The 19553-nt window shown below is 73.4% G+C and carries 17 protein-coding genes; 3 read left to right on the top strand and 14 right to left on the bottom strand.

The window, feature by feature from the left end; genetic code table 11:
* Positions 1-74: 74 nt before the first annotated feature.
* Positions 75-302 carry an SGM_3592 family protein gene (locus tag GBN72_RS22450; RefSeq protein ID WP_151773659.1) on the top strand — a complete coding sequence of 76 codons (228 nt, stop codon included), beginning with the start codon at positions 75-77 and terminating at the stop codon, positions 300-302.
* 293 nt (positions 303-595) lie between these two features.
* Here GBN72_RS22450 and GBN72_RS22455 read toward each other — a convergent pair whose 3' ends face one another.
* From GBN72_RS22455 to GBN72_RS22495, 9 genes are all read right to left on the bottom strand, one after another.
* The gene (locus GBN72_RS22455) at positions 596-1399 is read right to left on the bottom strand and encodes an HAD family hydrolase (protein ID WP_151773660.1); all 804 of its coding nucleotides are present in this window, start codon (positions 1397-1399) and stop codon (positions 596-598) included.
* Positions 1396-2673 (bottom strand): serine--tRNA ligase, encoded by a 1278-nt coding sequence (serS, locus tag GBN72_RS22460; protein WP_151773661.1) that lies wholly within the window; start codon positions 2671-2673, stop codon positions 1396-1398. The genes GBN72_RS22455 and serS overlap by 4 nt, the downstream gene beginning before the upstream one ends.
* 449 nt (positions 2674-3122) lie before the next feature.
* Positions 3123-4061, bottom strand: a complete 939-nt coding sequence (gene pheA / locus GBN72_RS22465) for a prephenate dehydratase (RefSeq protein ID WP_151773662.1) — start codon at positions 4059-4061, stop codon at positions 3123-3125.
* A gap of 209 nt (positions 4062-4270) precedes the next feature.
* Positions 4271-5545 (bottom strand): iron uptake transporter deferrochelatase/peroxidase subunit, encoded by a 1275-nt coding sequence (gene efeB / locus GBN72_RS22470; protein ID WP_151773800.1) that lies wholly within the window; start codon positions 5543-5545, stop codon positions 4271-4273.
* Positions 5546-5564: 19 nt separating this feature from the next.
* The gene (locus GBN72_RS22475; protein ID WP_439959795.1) at positions 5565-7925 is read right to left on the bottom strand and encodes a copper resistance CopC/CopD family protein; all 2361 of its coding nucleotides are present in this window, start codon (positions 7923-7925) and stop codon (positions 5565-5567) included.
* 12 nt (positions 7926-7937) lie between these two features.
* Positions 7938-8435, bottom strand: a complete 498-nt coding sequence (locus GBN72_RS22480) for a copper chaperone PCu(A)C (RefSeq protein ID WP_439959796.1) — start codon at positions 8433-8435, stop codon at positions 7938-7940.
* Entirely contained in the window at positions 8432-9085 is a 654-nt protein-coding gene (locus tag GBN72_RS22485; RefSeq protein WP_151773663.1) for an SCO family protein, read from the bottom strand. The genes GBN72_RS22480 and GBN72_RS22485 overlap by 4 nt, the downstream gene beginning before the upstream one ends.
* 90 nt (positions 9086-9175) lie before the next feature.
* The gene (locus GBN72_RS22490; protein ID WP_151773664.1) at positions 9176-9916 is read right to left on the bottom strand and encodes a YcnI family copper-binding membrane protein; all 741 of its coding nucleotides are present in this window, start codon (positions 9914-9916) and stop codon (positions 9176-9178) included.
* A 263-nt stretch (positions 9917-10179) separates the two neighbouring features.
* Positions 10180-11106 carry a hypothetical protein gene (locus GBN72_RS22495; protein ID WP_151773665.1) on the bottom strand — a complete coding sequence of 309 codons (927 nt, stop codon included), beginning with the start codon at positions 11104-11106 and terminating at the stop codon, positions 10180-10182.
* A 180-nt stretch (positions 11107-11286) separates the two neighbouring features.
* Between GBN72_RS22495 and GBN72_RS22500 the strand changes: the two genes are divergently transcribed.
* Positions 11287-11739, top strand: a complete 453-nt coding sequence (locus tag GBN72_RS22500) for an ATP-binding protein (RefSeq protein WP_151773666.1) — start codon at positions 11287-11289, stop codon at positions 11737-11739.
* Positions 11740-11809: 70 nt separating this feature from the next.
* On the opposite strand, the gene GBN72_RS22505 is transcribed toward GBN72_RS22500, so the two are convergent.
* Both GBN72_RS22505 and GBN72_RS22510 read right to left on the bottom strand, forming a co-directional pair.
* A complete protein-coding gene (locus GBN72_RS22505; RefSeq protein ID WP_246212760.1) occupies positions 11810-13267 on the bottom strand; it encodes an aminopeptidase P family protein in 1458 nt (485 codons plus the stop codon).
* A gap of 283 nt (positions 13268-13550) precedes the next feature.
* On the bottom strand, positions 13551-14990 hold the full coding sequence (locus GBN72_RS22510; protein ID WP_246212762.1) for a PP2C family protein-serine/threonine phosphatase: 1440 nt from the start codon (positions 14988-14990) through the stop codon (positions 13551-13553).
* Positions 14991-15749: 759 nt separating this feature from the next.
* Between GBN72_RS22510 and GBN72_RS22515 the strand changes: the two genes are divergently transcribed.
* Positions 15750-16502 carry a bifunctional DNA primase/polymerase gene (locus GBN72_RS22515; RefSeq protein ID WP_151773669.1) on the top strand — a complete coding sequence of 251 codons (753 nt, stop codon included), beginning with the start codon at positions 15750-15752 and terminating at the stop codon, positions 16500-16502.
* A gap of 223 nt (positions 16503-16725) precedes the next feature.
* Here the strand turns inward: GBN72_RS22515 and GBN72_RS22520 are convergent, their stop codons facing one another.
* From GBN72_RS22520 to GBN72_RS22530, 3 genes are all read right to left on the bottom strand, one after another.
* On the bottom strand, positions 16726-17709 hold the full coding sequence (locus GBN72_RS22520) for a DUF5926 family protein (protein ID WP_151773670.1): 984 nt from the start codon (positions 17707-17709) through the stop codon (positions 16726-16728).
* 173 nt (positions 17710-17882) lie between these two features.
* Positions 17883-18530, bottom strand: coding sequence for an ATP-binding protein (locus tag GBN72_RS22525; RefSeq protein WP_151773671.1), 648 nt, complete (start codon positions 18528-18530; stop codon positions 17883-17885).
* A gap of 95 nt (positions 18531-18625) precedes the next feature.
* Positions 18626-19453, bottom strand: coding sequence for a glycerophosphodiester phosphodiesterase (locus GBN72_RS22530; RefSeq protein ID WP_151773672.1), 828 nt, complete (start codon positions 19451-19453; stop codon positions 18626-18628).
* Positions 19454-19553: the final 100 nt, after the last annotated feature.

The raw sequence follows: 19553 nt of genomic DNA on the forward strand, positions 1-19553 counted from the left end.
CCCCTCCGCCCCGGCACACTGGGCGTCAGAGGAATTCGGGGGAGCCGGGAAGCCGGTCCGGGAGGTACGGGGAGATGGCGGCGAAGCCGGACGGGACGGCGGGGTCGGACGACTGGGACGGGCTGGTCCTGGACGAGGACTTCGTCCGCGGCGCGACGGTCCAGGAGCCGTCCGGGCGGGCGAGGATGCTGGCGGCGCGCTGGCGGCGGGAGCCGCCGGAGCCGGAGCCCTGGCGGGCGGACGAGCCGCCGGCCGGCTGGTTCTTCAGCAAGGCCCGACGCCGCAGGTGGCGGCGGAAGTGAGCGTCCAGGGCGGCGCGCCGGCCCGCTAATTCGGTGGCGGCACGGTGGCCCGACCGGGCACAGTGAAGGACGGCGCGCCGGGACATCTCGGGCGCGCCGTGGTCCGGGAGCGGGGACGGGGAGGAAAGGCCCCGGCCCCCGACATGGCAGGCCCGCGCCGACGCCGGTGGGATTCGTTACCCCGCCGCGTACGTGCCGCCGGGAGCCGCCCGGGGCGGCCGCTTCGAGCGCGCGGGTGCACAGCCCCGCGCGGGCCGCCCCGCCCGGAACCACCCCCGCGGCACGGGGTGACGTCAGCCGAGCAGGCGCTCCAGGACGGCCGCGATGCCGTCCGTGTCGTTGGACGTGGTGACCTCGTCCGCGACCGCCTTGACCTCGGCGTGCGCCTCGGCCATGGCCACTCCCCAGGACGCCCACCGGAACATCGGTATGTCGTTGGGCATGTCCCCGAACGCGATGGTCTCGGCGGCCTTCACGCCCAGCCGCCGGGCGGCCAGCGACAGGCCGGTGGCCTTGGTCAGCCCCAGCGGCAGCAGCTCCACGATGCCCGCGCCCGCCATCACCACCGTGACGAACCCGCCGGCGATCCTCCGGGCCGTCTCGGTGAGCTCGTCGTCGCCCATGGTCGGGTGCTGGATGTACAGCTTGCTCAGCGGCGCCGCCCACAGGTCGGCGGGGTCGGTGAGCGGAACGGCCGGCAGGTTGCCCACCGAGCGGTAACCGTCGGCGACCAGCACGTTCCCGTCGAGACCGTCGCGGGCCGCGGCGACGAACAGCGGCCCGGTCTCCGCCTCGATCTTCGCCAGTGCCAGCTCGGCGATCCTGCGGTCCAGCGTCACCGAGGTCAGGAGGCGACGCGCGCCGGCGTCGTACACCTGGCCGCCCTGGCTGCACACGGCGATGCCCCGGTAGCCCAGGTCGTCGAGCACGTCCCGGGTCCACGGCACGCCGCGCCCGGTCACCACGATGTGGGCCGCGCCCGCCGCGGTGGCCGCGGCGAGCGCGTCACGGGTGCGCTCCGAGATCGTGTCGTCGGAGCGCAGCAGCGTGCCGTCCAGGTCGGTGGCGATCAGCCGGTAGGGGAACGACCTCGTCACTTGGCCACCGGCTCGAGGACCTCACGGCCTCCGAGGTAGGGGCGCAGGACCTCGGGGACGCGCACCGAGCCGTCGGCCTGCTGGTGGTTCTCCAGGATGGCGACGATGGTGCGCGGCACCGCGCAGAGCGTGCCGTTCAGCGTGGCCAGCGGGCGGGTGCCCTTCTCGTCACGCATGCGGATCTGCAGGCGGCGGGACTGGAACTCGGTGCAGTCCGAGGTCGAGGTCAGCTCGCGGTACTTGCCCTGGGTCGGGATCCACGCCTCGCAGTCGTACTTGCGGGCCGCCGAGGAGCCGAGGTCGCCGGTGGCCACGTCGATCACCCGGTACGGCAGCTCGAGCGAGGTCAGCCACTGCTTCTCCCACTCCAGCAGGCGCTGGTGCTCGGCCTGCGAGTCCTCCGGAGCGACGTAGGAGAACATCTCCACCTTGTCGAACTGGTGGACCCGGAAGATGCCGCGGGTGTCCTTGCCGTGCGAACCGGCCTCGCGGCGGAAGCAGGGCGAGAAGCCGGCGTAGCGCAGCGGGAGCCGGTCGGCGTCCAGGATCTCGTCCATGTGGTACGCCGCGAGCGCCACCTCGGAGGTGCCGACCAGGTACAGGTCGTCGTCCTGGAGGTGGTAGACGTCCTGGGCGGCCTGGCCGAGGAAGCCCGTGCCGGCCATCGACTGCGGTCGGACCAGCGCCGGGGTCAGCATCGGGGTGAAACCGGCCGCGGTGGCCTGGGCCATCGCCGCGTTGACCAGGGCCAGCTCCAGCAGGGCGCCGACGCCGGTAAGGAAGTAGAAGCGGGAACCGGAGACCTTGGCGCCGCGCTCCACGTCGATGGCGCCCAGCAGCTGGCCGAGCTCCAGGTGGTCGCGGGGCTCGAAGCCCTCGGCCGCGAAGTCGCGGATGGTGCCGTGGGTCTCGCGGGTGACGAAGTCCTCCTCGCCGCCGACCGGGACCTCGGGGTGCACCAGGTTGCCCAGTTGGAGGAGGAGGCGCTGCGTCTCGGCGGCGGCCTCGTCACGCTCGGCGTCGGCGGCCCTCACGTCCGCGGCGAGCGTGCCGGCCTTCTTCAGCAGTTCGGCCTTCTCCTCGCCGGAGGCCTTGCCGATCAGCTTGCCGAGCGACTTCTGCTCGTTGCGCAGTTCGTCGTAGCTGACGCCGGACGACCTGCGCCGCTCGTCGGCAGACAGGAGGGAGTCGACGAGGGCGACGTCCTCTCCACGGGCGCGCTGGGAGGCGCGCACTCGGTCAGGGTCCTCACGAAGCAGGCGAAGGTCAATCACGGCACCAGGCTACCGGTGCGCGCGGAGCGGTCACGACCCAGTATTCCCCGGCATTCGGGTGGCGGCCGGGACCTGGGTTGTCCACAGAAATCCACACCCTGGGGGCCTGTTTATCCACAGGCTGCGGGTCGAGTCTGTGGACAACGGAGCGGATCGCTCCGAATGGGACATTCGACGTCTCGGAACCCCGGGAAATGGGGTCGGGCGGAGCAATGTTTCCCCCTTTCGAGCGAAAAGAGGACACGTCAATGAGAGTTTCCATGGAAAAGGGTGAATGAGGGTGGGTTGCCCGAAACTACGACGGAAGATCCCCGCGCGGCTGATTCGTCGACGGCATCCCGCATTGACGACGAGTTGTCCCCAGAGTGTGGCACCGAGGCTGTGTCAGCCTGTGGACAAGTTCTGTGGATAACTCTGGTCAAGGCTTCGGTGAAGGCCCTCGGCCGGGGTCAGCCCGGGAAGCGTCCGTCCTGGCACCGGACCACCCACTCCGCGGCCTCGACGAACTCAGGGTCGGAGGTGCCCGGCAGGGATTCCCGGGCCGCCTTGAAAGAGGCGTCGGCACGCGGATAGGAGCCCAGGTAGCGCACCTTCAGGCACGAACGCTTGAGGCCCATCAGGGTTTCCGCCACCCGGCGGTCGGAGATGTGGCCCTCGGCGTCGATGGCGAAGCAGTAGTTGCCGATTCCCTCTCCGGTCGGGCGGGACTGCAGCAGCATCAGGTTGACGCCGCGCACCGCGAACTCGCCCAGCAGATCGCGCAGGCCGCCCGGGTGGTCGTCGCGCTGCCAGATCACGACCGAGGTCTTGTCCGCGCCGGTGGGTGCGGCGGGGCGGGCGGGGCGGCCGACCAGCACGAACCGGGTCTGCGCGTTCTCCGCGTCGTGGATCCCGGTCTCCAGGGGGACCAGGCCGTACCGGGCGGCGGCGAACTCTCCGGCGAAGGCCGCGTCGTACCGGCCCTCCTGCACCAGCCGGGCGCCGTCGGCGTTGGAGGCCGCGGACTCCCAGAGGGCATCCGGGAGGTGTGCCTTCATCCAGTTCCGGACCTGCGGCTGGGCGGCCGGATGCGCGGTCACCGTCTTGACGTCCTCCAGCCGGGTGCCCGGCCGGACCAGCAGGGCGAAGGCGATGGAGAGCAGGACCTCGCGGTAGATCATCAACGGCTCGCCCGCGACCAGCTCGTCCAGGGTGGTGGTGATCCCGCCCTCGACGGAGTTCTCGATCGGCACGAACGCGGCCTCGGCCTCCCCGGCGCGCACGGCGTCCAGCGCGGCCGGCACGGAGACCATGGGAAGCAGCTCCCGGGTGGCCGTCTCCGGCAGGGTGCGCAGGGCGACTTCGGTGAAGGTGCCTTCGGGGCCGAGATAGGCGTAACTCGCTGGCATGCAGCCCACAGTAGTCCTCGGACGGCACCGCCCCGGCCCGGTCCGGATCGCGGACCCGCATGGCCATGGGTTCACCGACCGTCCTGTCCGCCTCCCAGGCGTCTCCCGGACGGACTTCCGGGCGTCTCCTGGACGGCCCGGCCTCCTGGACGGCGTCCCGGTCGGCCGCCTGGACGCCGTGACGACGCCTTGGCCGCGCCCCCAGGACGTCACCCTTCCAGGAGCGCCTGCCCCACGTACTCGCCCTGCGACGCCCCGCCGGGTACCGCGAAGAGACCACTGGCCTCATGACGGATGAAGGCGGAAAGGGCGTCTCCGCGGTCCAGCTTGCGCTGCACCGGCACGAAGCCGCGCAGCGGATCGGCCTGCCAGCTGACGAAGAGCAGGCCGGCGTCCGGTGCGCCGTCGTCGGCGAAGCCATCGTGGTAGGAGAACGAGCGCCGCAGCATGGCGGCGCCGCCGTTCTGATCGGGGCGGGTGATCCTGGCGTGGGCGTTCATGGGCACCACCGGTCCGCCCGAGGCGTCCGTCTTCTCCAGGTCCATCTCGGTGGTCTCGGTACCGCCGCTGAGCGGGGCCCCGTCGGACTTGCGGCGCCCTATCACCGCCTCCTGGTCACGCAGCGGAAGCTGCTCCCAGTCGTCCAGCAGCATGCGGATGCGGCGCACCACCGCGTACGAACCGTGGGCCATCCAGGCGGGTTCGCCGCCGGACGGGACGAAGACGCGCCCCTGGAAGTCCGGCTCGGCGGGCTTCGGGTTGTTGGTGCCGTCCACCTGGCCCATCAGGTTGCGGACGCTCATCGTGCGGGCGGTGGCGCCCGGCGAGCGGTTGAAGCCGCTCATGTGCCAGCGGACGCGGGCCGCCGTTCCGGCCTCCTTCTGGACGGCGCGCAGGGCGTGGAAGGCCACGGGGCCGTCGTCGGCGCCTATCTGGACCCACAGGTCACCGTTGCTGCGGGCCTTCTCCAGCCGGTCCGAGGAGAACTCGGGCAGCGGGTCCAGGGCCGCCGGGCGCTGCTTCTCCAGACCCGTCCGGGCGAAGAAGCTGTGGCCGAAGCCGAAGGTGACGGTCAGACCGGAGGGGCCCGCGTCGCGGGCCACCCCGGTGTCCTGGTGCGGGGCGGGATCCCCGGCCATCAGCCGTTCGGCCACCGCGGACCAACGCCGGAGCAGTGCGGCGGCCTCCGTGCGACCCCCGCCCGGAGCGAGGTCGAAGGCGACCAGGTGGCCGTGCGCCTGGGCCGCCTGGAGGATGCCCGGCTGATGTTTCACGTGAAACTTTGCCCGGTTCGTCCCCAGGGAGCTCAGCAGGGCCGCGGGGGCGTGGTCTCCCGCGGCCCCCGCGGCCGCCGTGTGCCCGGCCGCGTAGCCGGCTGCCGCGCCGCCAACACCCAGCGCCAGGCCGGTGGCACCGGCCGTGCCGAGCAGGCGCCGACGCGAGACGGTGCGGGCGGGTTCCTCGGTGGAGGCAGGGTCGTGCATCAGGTCGTGCATCTGAACGTCAGCCGATCTTTACGTTCTTGTGGACGGTCGCTTGGTCGATGTCGGAGGTCCGTACGGTGACCGAGACCTTCCAGTCACCCGCGATGGGCACCTGGAGGCTTCCGGCGTACCAGTGACCGGGGGCGGCATGCACCGGCGCGGCAGGCAGCGGGCCCAGGTCCTTGGCCTCCAGGGTCAGTGCCACGTTGATCTCCGGGAGGTCGTACGGAGCACCCTGCGGGTCCTCGGCGAAGATGTGCACGGAGTTGTCGCCGACCCGGCCGGGCTCGAACTCCAGGCGCACCGCGCCCTTGCCGTTGGGGCCGCCGGTGTCGAAGGGCAGCTCCAGGGTGACGGGGCCCGTCGTGATCGCCGGGAGCGAGGTGGCCGCCGCCCGGGCCTCCCGTTCGGTGCGTCCGGGCTCGCTGCCGGTCAGTGCGGTGGTGACGGCCAGGACGAGGACGGCGATGACGGCCTCGGTGAGCACCGAGCGGCGCAGCCCGGCCCGCGGGGCGTCGGCGTCACGTTCCTTGCGGCGGCGGGCGGCATCGACCGCTGCGCGCTGCCGGGCCAGCTGTGCGGCACGGCGCGGGTCGCCGGGTTCGTCGCCACCGCCCGTGCTCTGGGCGGGGACCGCACCTGCCAGGTGGGCCACAGCGGCGGCCGCACCGGCGGATCCGACGGCTGCCGCGGCGCTCGCGGCGCCGACGGACCCCATGGTGCTCGTGGACCCCAGTTCGGTCGCGGCATCCCCGGCCTCGGCCTTGGTGCCGGTCTCGGCCTTGGCCCCCGCCTCGGCCTTGTCCCCGGCCCGGACACCGGCCCCGGTGTCCGCAGCCGAGGCCTCACCGGCGGCACCCGCGGCGGCGCCCGCCGTGGTGCCGCCGGTGCCGGAGGTCGTCCCGCCGTCCGCCGTGGGACCCGCTCCCGTGCGGTCCGAAGCCGCGGTCGGTCCGCCGGGGCCCGTCGCAGCCCCGACGGCCTCGCCTGCGGAGGTCCGGCTCCCGGCAGCCGCCGACGTGCCGACCGTGGCGTCGGCCTCGGCGGCCGGCGCGGTACCGGCGGCGGTCACCGCACCGCTCGCGTCCGGTTCCGCACCGGCGGGCGCGCCGTCCGCCGTCGCGTCGCCGAGCCGCTGGGTCCACCGGCGGGATATCCACGCGACGCCCACCAGGACGGCGATCAGGCCTCCCTTGACGATCAGCAGCCGGCCGTACGACGTGCCCGTGAGGGCGTCCCACGAGCCGACCTGCCGCCAGGACTGGTAGAGGCCGGTGACCGCCAGCGCCGCCACCGAGGCGAAGGCCACCCGGGAGAACCGGGTTACCGCCCGGCGATCCACCGCGTCCTGCCCGGATCCCCGGTACAAGCTCACCAGCAGGGCCGCCAGCCCGCCCAGCCACAGGGCCACGGCCAGCAGGTGGACCACGTCCACCGGCATCGCGATCCCCGGCTGGAGCCCCGCGGAGGCGTGTTCCGAGAGGGCCCAGGTGGCCGCGAGGCCCGCGGAGACGACCACACCGCCCAGTGCCAGCCCGAACGACAGGTCCCGCTTCTCCTCGCCGTCCGCCCGCCGCTGGTAGGTGCCGAACAGCACCGCCACGAAGAGCGCGGCCACCGCGAGCAGCAGCAGCCGGCACACCAGTGCCGCACCCGTACGGCTCTGCAGGACCTCCGCGAGCCGGCCCATGTCGAGGACGTCGCCCACCTTGCCGGAGCCGATGTACGCACCCCGCAGAAGCAGCAGCGCCAGGGTTCCCGTGGTCAGCGCCAGCCAGCCGCCGACGACCAGCCGCTGCAGTGCGCGGACCCCGGCGCCCCGCTGCCAGCAGACCAGCACGAACGCCGCGCCGCCCACCAGCACCGTGAACCCGGCGTAGGAGACGTACCGCGCGACGCCGTAGAGCGTGCCGACGACCCCGCCGCCCGCGGTCTCCTCCGGAACGGTCACCGAGGTCTTGGAGGGCGCGCCCACCGAGAAGGTGTACGCGCCGGAGACGGGGTGGCTGTCCTCCGAGACCACCTGGTAGGCCACCGTGAAGGTGCCCTCCGGCAGCCCCGGCGTCAGTTCCGCCGTGAGCGTGGTCCCCTCGACCGAGGGCGCCTTGCCGGTGTCGACGCGGTTGCCCTTGGGGTCGAGCACCCGGAGGGAGTCGGCGGAGACGGCGACCTTCTCGGAGAAGGTGAGCGTCACCTGCTCGGGGGCCTGCTCGACCACCGCTCCCTGCTGGGGGTCGCTGCCGGTGAGCGCGGCGTGCGCGGACGCCGGACCGGCCCCGGCCAGCATCAGCGCGGCCACGGCGAGCAGCAGCAGTGCCAGGACACGAGCGGTCCGCGTACTCGCGGCGGTTGCGGCGCGGGGTGCGATGGTCGGCGTCACGGTGGTCCCTCCCTAGTGCCGTTGGTGCGACGGTGTGTAGGTGGCCGACTCGACCGGCATCTCGACGGTGACCGGATCGGCGTCCTCGAAGCGGAGCTCGACGGTGACCGTCTCGCCCTCCATGGGCCTGCGGGTCAGGCCCTCGAACATCAGGTGGGTGGCGCCGGACTCGAGCGTCAGCCGCCCGTCGGCGGGCACGTCGACGGAGTCCGTCGGGCGCATCGCCCCGTCCACCGTCTCGTGGACGGTGACCGAGGCGGCCAGGTCGCTGGAGACGCCGGTCAGCTCGGCCGGCCGGTCCCCCTCGTTGACCACGGTCAGGAAACCGGCGGCCAGCGAGTCGGAGACCGGCTGGGGCATGTAGGCGTCCCGCACCGACAGCTCGGGCCCGTCCGGCCCGCCGCAGGCGGCGAGCGGCAGGGCGAGCACGGCGACGACGGCGGACGTCAGGCGCCCACGGCCCCGGCGCGCCCGGGCCGTACGGGCGCGCCCCCGGTCCGGTCCGCTCACGGCTTCTCGCCCTTGATCAGCGCGGGCAGGTCCGCGGTGTAGTCGTCGACGGTGGTGTCCTCGCCGTAGAGGACGTACCCCTGGTCGGTCTTGGGGGAGAAGGCGACGACCTGGGTGCCGTGGGTGGAGACGACGGTGCCGTCCTTCTCCTTCACCGGCTCCTCGATGGTGATGCCCAGGGTGCGGGCGCCGGCCTGGATGGTGGCGAAGTCGCCGGTCAGGCCGATGATGTCGGTGTCGATGCCCTTGAGCCAGGCGCCGAGCTCCCCGGCGGTGTCCCGCTCGGGGTCGGTGGTGACGAAGACGATCCGCAGGTCGTCCTGCTGCTCCTCGGGAAGCTGCTTCTTGGCCACGGCGAGGTTGTTCATGGTCAGCGGGCAGACGTCGGGGCAGTTGGTGTAGCCGAAGTAGATCAGCGTCGGCCTGCCCTGTGTCTGCTCGCGGAGGTCGAACTCCTTGCCGTGGGTGTCGGTGAGCACCAGGTCGGGCTTCTCGAACGGCGTGTCGAGCACGGTGGCCGCCTTGTCGTCGGGCGTCACCTCGGTCACCGCGGTACCCGGCTTGTCGGGAGCGGGCTCACCGGACGTGCAGGCGGAGAGCGTGAAGGCGGCGGCGAGCAGGGCGGCCGCGGTGCAGATCTTGTTGCGCATGGAGTTTCGTGTCCCAGGGGGGTGGACCCGGCCGTCGCCGGGACGCGTCAGGACGCGTCCCGGCGACGGCCGTAGGGCTGGATGGGTCGGTCAGGCGGTACGGCGACGGGCGAGGACGCCGAAGGCGACACCGGCCACGCCGATCACGATGCCCACCACGCCGAGCACCCGGGCCGCGGTGTCCGTGGCGCCGGCGGCACTCTCGTGGACGTCGTCCTCGTGGGCCTCCTCCGCGTTCTTGCCGGAGGCCGCGGAGTCGTCGTCCTTGGCGGTGCCGTGCCCGTTCTCGGCCGCGGCGGAGAGCTGCAGCACCGGGGCGGGCTTCTCAGGCTCCTCCTCGCCCTCCTGGAGCTCGATCCAGCGTACGACCTCGCCGTTCGAGTACGTCTGCAGCGACTTGAAGACGAGTTCGTCGGAGTCCTCGGGCAGCGGGCCGACCGAGACCGGGAACTTCTGGAAGAAGCCGGGCTGGATGCCGCCCTTCTTCTCGTCCTCGGCGGTCCAGACGATCTTGGTGATGGCCTCGTCGACCTTGCGGCCGTGCAGGTCGAGCGGCTTGTCGAGCTTGCTCCTGGTCACCTCGACGTCCCAGCCCTGGACCGGCTGGGGCATCACTGACGCCAGCGGGTGGTCGGCCGGGAAGTTGACCTCGAGCTTGGTGGTCGAGGCGTTGTCCCGCTCGTTGGGGACCTTGAAGGCCACGGTGGCGTAGCCACCCTTGGCCGCGGCGCCCTCCGGCTGCACGCTGACGTGCGCGAAGGACGGGGAGGACAGGAGCAGGACGGACGCGCCGGCCGCGGCGAGGGCGGCGGCGATTCGGGTTGCCTTCATGGGGGACTCCACTTCCGGATGTCACACGGGGATTCGGTCGGACGGCGCGCGGGCGCGCCGGGCCGCGCGACGGCGGCGTCCGGTCCGGTTCCGGTGGTGCGGAAGGGCAGGCCCTTCAGGCCCTTCAGGCCCTTCAGGCGCTGAGGCCCGTCAGGTCGTCAGGTCCTGATAGACCTCAAGGGTCCGGGTGCCCGTGGTCCCGGCGGATCCAGGGATCCAAGCGGACCGGGCGGGACCCGGCGGAAGACGGAGAGGACGTCGCGTCAGGCGGCGAGAGCGAAGACGTGCGCGCGGGCGGGCGGGCCGCGCCTGATCACCGTGTGCAGGAGAGGCGCCGTCGGCGGCGCCGGTACGTCGCCGAAGGCGGCGCGCGGCACGGCCGGCAGACGCCCGGGAGTCCCGGGCAGCCCCGCGCACAGCGCCCGCGCCAGTGTCAGGGCGCTGCGCAGCGGGCGCAGCACCGCCGGGGCGTCGGCGGGGTCCTGTCCGGCGAGCCGTACCAGCCGGAGCAGCGCCAGGTCGCCCCGGCGCAGCAGCCAGCCCGCCGCCAGCCCGGCGAGGGCGTGGCCCAGCAGCATCGGCAGCGACGGGAGCACGGCGAGCCAGGCGTCGGCGGAGGCCGCGTGTCCGTGGGCGGGGGAACCGCCCCCGGCCGCGACGGTGCCCGCCCGCCCGAAATCCGTGAGGTCGATGCCGACGCCGGCGTCGACCAGTATCTGCCGGGCCTGCTCCGCGTTCAGCAGGTGCGCCCCGCAGACGAACTGCGAGGCCCGCGCCATCAGGGCGGCGTCGGAGACGCCGGTCCCGTCCGCTCCGGCACCCGCGGGGGCGTGGGCCACGGCGGCCGCCACGGCCTGCGGGCCCAGGACGAAGAGGGTGTGCAGCACCAACTGGCAGGCGATCAGCAGTCCGGCGATCCCGGGCAGCGACCGGCTGCGCCCGGCGAGCGGCAGGGCCGCGGCCAGGACGACGACGAAGCCCGCGACCCAGGTCCACCAGGGCGGCACGGCGGGGTGCGCGGCCGCGGCGGCCACGGAGGCCGCTGCGGCGGGCACCGAGGGCACCGAGGACGAGGACGCGAGAACGTGGCCCCCGCCGGCCAGCACGACGCAGACCGCGGCGAAGGCCGCGGCCCGCGGATACCGGAGCGAGTCTCCGGTGTGCACCGTGCGCTGGTGGAGGGCAGTCATGGCCGCCCCATCATCCCACTGGTCCCTTCCTCATCCCAGACCAGGTCCGTAATGCGCCGAGTACTGCCGTATGGTCCGCCGCCGTATGGGCGTTCTCACGTCAACCGAGCGCTTACGCGGACGCAGCGAGGGCAATACGTAACGGTATGTCGAGCCGAGCCGCGGCCTGGAGGCAGGAGCATGAGCATCTTGTGGTCACTCCAATTGCGGCGTGAGGCTGCCAGCGTTCCCTTCGCCCGCCGCCTGCTGCTGGGTGCGATGGAGACCGCGGGCGTCGACCCGGACATCTGCTACGACCTGTCGGTGGCCCTCAGCGAGGCCTGTGCCAACGCCGTGGAGCACGGCGGCCAGGGTGCCGGCGCGGCGGCCGCCTACCAGGTGACCGCCTACCTGGACGGCGAGCGCTGCCGGATCGAGGTGTCGGACTCGGGCCCGGGTTTCGCGGGCGGCGCGCTGTACCCGTTCGTCGCCGAGCCCGGCGCGGAGGCGGAGAGCGGGCGCGGGCTGATGCTGATCCAGAAGCTCGCCGACCACGTGCGCGTCGACAACCTGCCGGGCGCGGGGGGCGCGGTCGTCAGCTTCGACAAGCTCCTCAAGTGGCGCGAGAACGCCCCGCTGACCGCCGCGGTCTGAACGGAGCACGACGAGGGCCCCGGACCGGTGACTCGGTTCCAGCGGTCCGGGGCCCTCGGACGGGCAGGCGTCAGCCGTTGAGGCGCGCCATCCACGCCTCGACGTCCTCGGCGCGGCGCGGGAGGGCGGCGGACAGGTTCCGGTTGCCGTCCTCGGTGACCAGGATGTCGTCCTCGATCCGCACGCCGATGCCGCGGTACTCCTCCGGCACGGTGAGGTCGTCGGCCTGGAAGTAGAGGCCCGGCTCGACCGTGAGGCACATGCCCGGCTCCAGGGTGCCCGCGACGTAGGTCTCGGTGCGGGCGACCGCGCAGTCGTGGACGTCCATGCCGAGCATGTGGCCGGTGCCGTGCAGCGTCCAGCGGCGCTGGAGGCCCAGCTCCAGGACGCGCTCCACCGGGCCCTCGACCAGGCCCCACTCGACCAGCTTCTCCGCGAGCACCCGCTGGGCGGCGTCGTGGAAGTCGCGGTACTTGGCGCCCGGCTTCACGGCGGCGATGCCGGCCTCCTGGGCCTCGTACACCGCGTCGTAGATCTTCCGCTGGATCTCGCTGAAGCGGCCGTCGACCGGGAGGGTGCGGGTGACGTCGGCCGTGTAGTAGGTGTGCGTCTCCACACCGGCGTCGAGGAGCAGCAGGTCGCCGGAGCGGACCGGGCCGTCGTTGCGGACCCAGTGCAGGGTGCAGGCGTGCGGACCGGAGGCGGCGATGGTGCCGTAGCCGACGTCGTTGCCCTCGACGCGGGCGCGCAGGAAGAAGGTGCCCTCGATGTAGCGCTCGGACGTGGCCTTGGCCTGGTCGAGGACCTTCACCACGTCCTCGAAGCCGCGGACGGTGGAGTCGACGGCCTTCTGCAGCTCGGCGACCTCGAAGTCGTCCTTGACCAGGCGCATCTCGGAGAGGAAGACCCGCAGCTCCTCGTCGCGCTCGGCGGTGACCTTGTCGGTCAGCGCCGCCTCGACGCCGGCGTCGTAGCCGCGGACCACGCGGACCGGGCCGGTGGCCTCGCGCAGCCGGTCGGCCAGCTCGCGCACGTCGGAGCAGGGGACGCCGTACAGCAGCTCGGCCTCGGTGAGGGAGTGGCGGCGGCCGACCCACAGTTCTCCCTGGCCGGAGAGCCAGAACTCGCCGTTCTCCCGGTCGGAGCGCGGCAGCAGGTAGAGGGTGGCCCGGTGGCCGTCCGCGGTCGGCTCCAGGACCAGGACGCCGTCCTCGGTCTGGTTGCCGCTGAGGTAGGCGTACTCCACCGAGGAGCGGAAGGCGTACTCGGTGTCGTTGGAGCGCGTCTTGAGGTTGCCGGCGGGCACGACCAGGCGCTCGCCCGGGAAGCGGGCGGAGAGGGCGGCGCGGCGGCGGGCGGTCTCCCCGGCCTGGGCGATCGGCTCCAGGTCGCGCAGCTCGGTGTCGGCCCAGCCGGACTTCATGTTCTCGGCGAGCTCGTCGGACACGCCCGGGTACAGGCCGTTCTTGCGCTGCTTGATCGGCTCTTCGGCTTCGGTGTCCGGGGTCTCCGGCAGCTCTTCGGCCACGTCGTCCTCCTCAGGTACAGATGTATTCACCATCGTACGTTTCGAGGGAAACGCGCCCCCAGGGGCGGACGGTCCGGAGCGGGTGACGCGGAGCACGTGCCGGAGCGGGGGGCCTTCGGCGGCGGGTGCGGCCCGGTGACCGCGCCGCCGTCCGTCGCTGCCGGCCGTCCGTCGTTGACCGGCAGTCCGGCAGTCCGGCAGTCCGTCGTTGTCGCCGGTCCGTCGCTGCCGCGCGGCCTCCCTGCCGCCCGCCCTTCTTCGCCCCGGTGCGGCGGACGGCCGCTCAGTCGAAGCGGGCCGCCAGCAGCACCACGTCGTCGGGGCTGTCCGCCGTGTCCCGCCCGCCCGGCAGCACCGCGTCCAGCACGTGGTCGACGAGCGCCTCGGGATCGTCGCGCAGCCGCCGCGGGACGCCCGCGGCGGCGCGGTGGAGCCGCGCGTAGCCCCGGTCGACCGGGTCACCGGTACGGCGCAGCAGCCCGTCGGTCCACAGCAGCACCGTCTCCCCGGGCTCCAGGCGGACCTCGGCGCCGGGCGCCTCCCAGCAGCCGAGCACGCCCAGCGGCGCGGAGAGTCCGGTCTCGACGAACTCGGCGCGCCGGTCGCCGACCACCAGCGGAGGGTTGTGCCCCGCTCCGGCCAGCGTGATCCGCCGCCCGGCGGGGCGGCAGTGGGCGAACAGGGCGGTCGCCGCGCGGCCGGGCTCGGTGAGGCGCAGCATCAGCTCCAGGTCGGAGAGGACGGCGACCGGGTCCTCGCCCTCCATCACCGCGTAGGCGCGCAGCGCGGCCCGCAGCCGCCCCATCGCGGCCACGGCGGCCGGTCCCGACCCGCCCGCCGAGCCGACCGACAGCCCCAGCGCGGCGTCTGGAAGCGGCAGCGCGTCGTACCAGTCGCCGCCCCCGAGCGGGCCGGTGCGGTGACGTACGGCGAGGCGGACGCCGGGCACCCGGGGCAGGCGGCAGGGCAGCAGGCCCTCGGTGAGGGAGGCCAGGCGGGCGCGGGCCCGCTCCACCTCCAGCAGCCGGGCCAGGTGGTCGGCGGCGAGGCCCAGGTAGCGCGCGACCGTCCGGCGGGCGGCCCGGTCGGGCGCGGCGGGGGTGTCGTACAACCAGACCACCGCGCCCAGCCGGGGGCCGCTGAGCGGGTCCAGGGCGTGGGCGTAGGCGGCGGCGTAGCCCAGCCGTTCCGCCACCTCGCGGTGGCGCGGGGCGAGGCCGGGTTCGGCGGCCAGGTCCGGGCGGACGACCTCGGTGAGCGAGAGGTCCGCGGCCAGCGGGTCCTGCGGGCGGTCGGCGGGCGGCACGGTGTCGAGCTGGCCGAGTTCCTCGTGCGTCAGGCCCAGCCCGAGGGGGGTGTGCGGGCCGACGGAGCACCACCGGTCCTCGGCCCCGGCCGGGTGGAGGACGGCCATGCCGCGCCGGGCGCCCAGCAGACGGGCGCCGGCGCCCAGGAGCTCGCGCAGCGCTTCGGGGACGGTTCCGGCGCGGATCAGGCGTTCGGTGACCTCGTGCAGCGGGGCGAGGCCGGCCGCGGGCGCGGTGACGGTGCGGGAGACCGGTGAGGGTGGCGGTGCCTCCGCCGCGGGCGGCACTGTGGGGGGCGCGGGACAGGTCGGGGGCACGGGTGAATCGATTCCGGCCACTTTCGGCAGATGAGGGGCGCTCATGGCGTCCGGCTCTCGGGTCGGTGCGTAGCGTGCAAAAGCATCGCAAACCCCCATGTGGTTCCGCGCAGCCGACGGTCCCCCCACAAGTAACGGACTCATGACGAGATGTCCAGTATTGTCCCGCTCGGAGTGCCGGTGTCCTGCCGTAGCCCTCATGGTGCCCGTGGTGCGCCTGCTACGGGCGTGACGGGAGGGGTCATGAGGAACTCTGTCCGGAAAACGCCGTGGCCCTCCAGGGGTGCGGTCGTATAGGGATGCGCCCCGCGGCGCGTCACCTCGGAGTTGTGGGGTACCTACTGGTGAGAGAGCCGGAGGCGCGGAGCGGGCGGCGTGGAACCCGGTGACCCGTTCTTCGCGTGGTCATGGTTGACGGTCGAACCGGTGTCCGAAAGTGGCGTTGCCGTGGCATTCGCCGCGGCGGAGCAACACCCGTACGTGCGCGACCGACAGGCGCGTAACCGAAGCGACGAGGAACGGCGAAACCGACATTCGCCACCCCGCGCCATGCCCATGCTTGTGATGGGCGCACCACGGCCGCGGAGCAGCAACTGCTCGGCGTGCGCTCCCTGCCCATGCCAGGGCCGGTGAGGTGCCGCAGGCACGCACGGGAACGAACGCGCGGTAGGTACGCGAGCACGGCAGTTACGTGTGCACAGGCAGTTACGCATGCACGGCAGCTACGTATGCACGGCAGTCACGTGCGCACGGCAGTTGCGTAAGCACGGCGGTTACGTAAGCACAGTGCAGTGATCGACACATGGTGTGATGCAGTCCTCGGTGTTGCCAGCGTGCAACGGAAAGGAACGAGCGCCCATGCGCGAGATCCTCGGAAAGCGACGCAGGCTTCTGTCGCTCCTGTCCGGCCTGCTCCCCGGGAGCGGCCCGGCCGCGGCGGGACGCCGGCCGGGTGGCGGTGGGGGGAACGGCGCCGGACGGCCCGCCGCCACGGGCGGGAAGGCCGCGACGGCCGAAGCGGCCGCCGGCCTCGCCCGCTGGGGCTGGCCGGTTGTCCCCGGTGCGGTTCCCGGCCCGCGGGGCCGCGGCGGATGCTCCTGCCCCGACCCGGACTGCCCGTTCCCGGGCGCGCACCCCTTCGAGCCCGGGCTGCTGGCGGCCACTCACGACGCGCGCATGGTGGGCTGGTGGTGGGGTGAGCGGCCGAACGCCCCGGTGCTGCTGGCCACGGGGCAGGGCGCGGCGCCCTGCGCGGTGAGTCTTCCCGCGGTGGCGGCGGCCCGTGCGGTGGCGGAGCTGGACCGCGAGGGGGTGCGGCTCGGTCCCGTCGTCGCCTCGCCCACCCGGTGGGCGCTGCTGGTGCGGCCGTACTCGCTGGAGCGGCTGGGTGAACTCCTCTACGCCCAGGACATGGTGCCCGGCTCGCTCCGTTTCCACGGGCACGGCGGCTACCTGGCGCTGCCGCCGTCGGTGACCGGTCAGGGCCGGGTGCGCTGGGTGCGTGAACCGGAGCCGGGCGATGCCGCGCCGTGGCTGCCGGACGTGGAGCGGGTGGTGGGGGCCGCGGTCACCGCGCTCACCCGGCCGGGTGTCGGCGCGCCCGACGCGTAGGCGCCCGGGGTCCGCCCTCGCGGGGCGCCGCCCCGGCGGTGCTCCTGGAGCGGGCCTCACATGCGAAGACCCGGTTGCTGGCGACGGGGGATGCACCAGCAACCGGGCTACTCGAACGTTAACAAGAGATCGCCCGTTGGCAAATTCGGTCGCGGTGCTTTCGGCCGCCCCGGAAATGCCGCGGGACGCCCGGCCGGGCGTCCCGCGACGGCGCGGTACCGCGCTAGCTCAGCGTCACCTGACGGTTGGTCAGTCCACCGCGGGCCCGGCGCTCGTCGGCACTCAGCGGCGAGTCGTCGGCGAGCGCCTCGGCCAGCCGCTCGGCGAACTCGGCGGCGGGCTTCTCGACGTCCTCCGCGGTGACCCCGGTCGGCAGGTCCCACACCGGTACGACCAGCCCGTGGGCGCGGAAGGAGCCGACCAGGCGGGTTCCCTCGCCGATGTCGGTGCGACGGGCCGCGTGCAGCCGGGCCAGGGCGTCCAGCAGGTGCTCCTCCTCGTGCGGCATGACCCAGCGCAGGTGGTTCTTGTCCGGGGTCTCGCACCAGTAGGCCGCGTCCACGCCGGTCAGCTTGACCGTCGGCACGGCGGCCTCGTTGGCCCGCTCCAGGGATGCCTTGACCTCGGTCGTGGCGGCGGAGGCGTCCGGCACCCAGAACTCGAAGCCGGTGTGCACCACCGGCTCGAACGGGGCGTCCAGGTCGAGCAGGTCCTGGAGGCGCGGACCGCCGGCCAGGGCGCGACGGCCGGTGACCGGGTTGCCCGGCGCGGTCTCCAGGGCCTGACCGAGGACATCGGCCAGGTCGCGGCTGAGGTCGCCGGAGGAGGTGTCGTTCTGCAGGCCGATCAGGACCGAGCCGTCGTCGCGGCGCAGCGCGGGCCAGGCCATCGGCAGGACGGTGGCCAGCGTGACGGACGGGACGCCCTCCGGCAGGCCGCCCTTGAGGGTCAGTTCGACGGTGGCGGCGGGCACCAGTTCGCGCAGCGCCACCCAGTCGCACTCGCCGGGCAGTCCCTCGAACGGACGCTGCACCAGCTCGGTCACCGCCTGGGCCGCGGCCCGGCCGTGGCAGGCCTTGTAGCGGCGGCCGCTGCCGCACGGGCAGGGTTCACGGGCGCCGACGACCGGGACGTTCCCGTCGTCGACCTGGGATCCGGCCGCGCGCTGCGGGCGCGCGCCCTTCGTCTGGGGACGCTTCTTGGCCATGGGGTGTCTCCCGGGTGCGGCTGGTCTGCTCGTGCTTCGGCCGCGAGCCTAACCGTTCTCCGTCCCGCCACGGCCGCCGACGGGGCGTCATGGCCCGTACGCGGCACGCCTGCACCCCCGCATGCCATATGCCACTGGTCGACGCGCGTAGCAGATGGCCGTGGCACAGTGCCTCAGGGAAGCTCGTCGAAGGGGTCCGGGAAGGCCAGGTCGAGGTCGGCGAGCCCGGCGACCGCCGGAAGGCGCGGCGCGGCGACCCGGGCGGCGAAGTCCTCCCGGTGACGGCCCGCGTCGGGATCGTGGACGTCCCGGTGGACCACCACCCAGACCGTGACCTCGCCGGCCATCCCGTCCCGCACACCCCAGTCGTCGGCCAGCGAGGTGATGATGTTCAGCCCCCGGCCGCCGTGGGCCGTGACCGACGGTGTGGCCGGACGGGGGCGGGTCGGGCCGCCGCCGTCGGTCACCTCCAGCGTCAGTCCGCCGCTCGTGTCGATCCGCCAGGAGACCCGCACCTGGCCGTCCGCGGGACCGCTCAGCGGCCGCCCGTGCTTGCAGGCGTTGCTCAACAACTCCGACAGGATCAGCACCGCGTCGTCGATGACCGGTTCGGGTACTCCGCCCCGGCGCAACTGGTCCCGCATCCGGTGTCTGGCCCTGCCCACGCCGGCCGGACCGTGCGGAACGGCCATGCTCGACGACGTGGGCACCTCCTGTGCCACCATCAACGCCACCCCCGAGACCTCCTTCTCCCCACGCCAGGGTGTGGATGCCCCCTTGATCTGCGGCGGAAACCGCCCGGTACGTCCAGGGCGACGCATTCATCCCGACCGGCGACATGACGGGTGCGCCGGTGCACTCCCCGGAAGGCCTCCGCCACGGGTTCCCGGAGGCCGTTCCCGGGCCTGGGAACGGGTCAGCGGCCGAGCTGTCGCAGCACGGCGTGCGGCCGGTTCGTGATCACCGCGTCCACCCCGAGATCGGCACAGAGTGCCACGTCGGAGGGGTCGTCGACGGTCCAGACGTGCACCCGGTGACCGGATCGCCGCAGCCGCTCGACGTAGGACGGATGGGAGCGGACGATCCGGATGGACGGCCCCGCGATCCCCACCCCGGCGGGCAGCCGGCCGTCGCGCAGTCGCGGCGAGACGAACTGCATCAGGTAGACGGTCGGCAGGGTGGGAGAGGCGGCCTGCACCCGGTGCAGCGACCGGGCGGAGAAGCTCATGATCCGCACCGGCGACTCCTCCGGGGAGGCCGGGGCGTCCAGACCGAACCGCTTGAGCAGCCGCAGCAGCCGCTCCTCGACCTGCCCGGCCCAGCGGGTCGGGTGCTTCGTCTCGACCGCCAGCTCCACGCGCCGCCCGGCATCGCTCACCAGCTCCAGCAGGCGCTCCAGGGTGAGGACCGAGGTGGCCTCCCGGTCCTCCGGCCGGTGCTCCCACTCGGGGGCCTCCGGGTGGCCGTGCCACTGTTCGGGGTTCTTCCAGGAGCCGAAGTCCAGGGCGGCCAGATCGGCCAGTTCCAGCGCGGAGACCGCGCCGCGGCCGTTGGAGGTGCGGTTGATCCGGCGGTCGTGCACGCAGACCAGGTGACCGTCGGCGGTGAGACGCACATCGCACTCGAGCGCGTCGGCGCCGTCCTCGATGGCCTTACGGTAGGCCGCCAGGGTGTGTTCGGGTGCCGCCTCGGACGCGCCGCGGTGGGCGACGACCTGGATGCGCTGCTGCGATGCGTTCGTCACGGCGCCATGGTGACACCCCCGGCGGGCGGGCGGGAGCCGCTCGGAGGAGCGCGATCAGGCATACATATGGAATGCTCATCCCATTTGTGACGAATGTCCG

The sequence above is a fragment of the Streptomyces abyssomicinicus genome (assembly GCF_008974245.1).
In the GTDB taxonomy this organism is placed as follows: domain Bacteria; phylum Actinomycetota; class Actinomycetes; order Streptomycetales; family Streptomycetaceae; genus Streptomyces; species Streptomyces abyssomicinicus.